Raw genomic sequence first — 2,201 nt, 5'->3', positions numbered from 1 at the left:
GAACTAGGGGCAAGCCATGTGCGGACGCTACACCAGGTATCCCCCGTGGTCGAAAATTCACCGCCTCTATCGACTAACGGCGCCAGCCGAAATCGGCCGCAACGACGCGCCGCGCTACAACATGGCGCCCACGGAAGAAAGTGCCGTTCGTCACGGCAGGCGAAAACGGAATCCACCGGCTTCGCCAAGGTTGGTGGCCCGTCCCTTTTGGGCCAAGGAGATGCCGAAAGCCGCCATGTTCAAAGCCCGAATCGAGAGCGTCGACACGGCACCCGCGTTTCGCGATGCGTTCAAATCAAAACGCTGCCTTGTTCCTGCCGACGGCTTCTACGAATGGACGATTTCGCCGGCGGACAAGAAACGAGATGCTTGGCACATCTTTCAGCCTGATCGGCGCCGTTCTCCTTTGTCGGCCTCTGGGCTTACAATTCCAATTTAGATGTCACGAGTTGCACGATCATCGCCGGGCCAGCCTTGATCCAATGAAACAGTTGCACGACAGGCAGCCAGTGATCCTCGATCCTCTACGACGCTTGGCTAGATCCGGTGACTCTAGCAGAAGCAGCAAAGCAGTTGCTCGCTCTCCACCTGGATGGCCAACTGCAGTTCTACCGGGTGAGCCGAGACGTAAATGCGACCGTCAAAGAGGGGAAGCCGAACGACAGCCCACACATGATCGAGCCGATAGCACGGCTATGAGCGACGAAATCCGCCTTCCCGGCGCAATGGGGTCCGTCACACGCCCGGCATTCAGCATCATAAGTGCGAGCATCCCGGCTGCGGCAAGAATGCAGGATGGGGCTTTGCCAAGCCGAGGCAGCCATCTCGTGGGTTCTGTTTCGAGCACCGCGCCGACGGTGAGCGCTTCCTGTGACTCGGCCGTAGGCTCACAAGGGCAGAGCCATAGCCGCGTTGAGGCAAATTGCACCATGGCGAGGCTGCCGGTCAGCTGGTCACGCTACGTGATTGCAGGACGCCGGGCTACCTTTTAATCTGGGCCCTACAATGCAGGGCTGCTCACGATGAATATGGAAGACCTTTACCGCCTTCTGCGCACCGGCCACGTTCAGTTGCAGGGTATCGTCGATACCGTTGCCGATCCGTTGGTTGTGCTGGATGAAGGTCTTTCCGTACAGAATGCCAGTCGTTCCTTCTTTGAAACATTTAAAGTTGACCGGGACGAGACGATCGGGCAGCACATCTATGAGCTGGGCAACGGCCAATGGGACATTCCGGAACTGCGTCATTTGCTTTCGGCGGTGATCCCAAAAAGCATGGCCGTGATCAACTATGAGGTCGAGCACGATTTTCCGGATATAGGCCGGAGAACGATGCTTCTGACAGCTCGCACGCTGCACCATCCCGACAACGGCAGTCGTTCCCTGTTGCTATCGATGGTGGACGCAACCGATCGCTATCGCCGAGATGCAGCGAAGGACATGCAGTTCGGCGAACTCAGGCATAGGATGAAAAACCTGCTCGCTGTTGCGCAATCGATAGCCCGTCACACCACCACGGAGGGCCGTTCGGCAGAGGAATACCGTGATGATTTCCTGGGGCGTTTCAATGCCTTGGTGGAAGCGCAGGACATAGCCTTCGTCGAGCAGGACGAGCCAAATCTGGTGGCGCTGTTGGAGCGCATCCTCGCACCCTATACCGCTAATCCCGACGCAATCGTGATCGGACCCGGTGTAGCCGTTGAGCTTGATACCCGCGCGCTCCAGTCGCTCAGCCTTGTCCTGCACGAGCTAGCGACGAATGCCGCCAAGTATGGAGCACTGTCGGTATCTGGTGGTCAGGTGCGGGTCAGCTGGCGGACAGAGGAAGGGAACTGCCGGCTCCGACTCAGCTGGGTGGAAAGCGGCGGCCCGCCGGTGACCCCGCCCGCTACGACGGGCTACGGTACCGAACTCATCCAATCCGCTACGACCTACAGCCTCGGAGGGCAGGTGGAACAGAAGTACCTAGTAGGCGGTTTGGAGACTGAGATCGTCATTCCGCTGGGGAGTGCCGCTCGCCCGGGCTGAATGCCGTTCCATGCAGAAAACCATTTTGATTGTGGAGGACGAGTTTCTTATAGCGATGGACCTCAAGCTGTTGCTTGAGCATCACGGTTGGCGGGTTATGGGCCCGGTGGCCACCGTGCGAGATGCGCTCCGCCTGTTAGACGACGAACTGCCCGCAGTGGCGCTCCTCGACGT

Annotated in this window: 2 protein-coding genes and 1 pseudogene; all 3 read left to right on the top strand. The window is 58.8% G+C overall.

Annotated elements, in window-relative coordinates; genetic code table 11:
* The first annotated feature begins 16 nt into the window (after nucleotides 1–16).
* Nucleotides 17–439 carry an SOS response-associated peptidase family protein gene (locus tag EOA85_RS33335; RefSeq protein WP_127212547.1) on the top strand — a complete coding sequence of 141 codons (423 nt, stop codon included), beginning with the start codon at nucleotides 17–19 and terminating at the stop codon, nucleotides 437–439.
* Between the two features lie 583 nt (nucleotides 440–1,022).
* Complete coding sequence (locus EOA85_RS33330) at nucleotides 1,023–2,027, top strand: HWE histidine kinase domain-containing protein (RefSeq protein ID WP_127212546.1); 1,005 nt, start codon at nucleotides 1,023–1,025, stop codon at nucleotides 2,025–2,027.
* A 10-nt stretch (nucleotides 2,028–2,037) separates the two neighbouring features.
* Nucleotides 2,038–2,201, top strand: a pseudogene (locus EOA85_RS39580) (response regulator); the annotation flags it as partial.

It is taken from the genome of Mesorhizobium sp. M5C.F.Ca.IN.020.29.1.1 (assembly GCF_003997375.1).
Taxonomy (GTDB): domain Bacteria; phylum Pseudomonadota; class Alphaproteobacteria; order Rhizobiales; family Rhizobiaceae; genus Mesorhizobium; species Mesorhizobium wenxiniae.
Note: the sequence above shows the minus strand (reverse complement) of the source record. Positions and strands in the feature narration are given on the sequence as shown.

Excerpts from the sequence above, each read along its gene's own strand:
- EOA85_RS33335 (WP_127212547.1), top strand. The coding sequence starts at position 17 with ATGTGCGGACGCTACACCAGGTATCCCCCGTGGTCGAAAATTCACCGC.
- EOA85_RS33330 (WP_127212546.1), top strand. The coding sequence starts at position 1,023 with ATGAATATGGAAGACCTTTACCGCCTTCTGCGCACCGGCCACGTTCAG.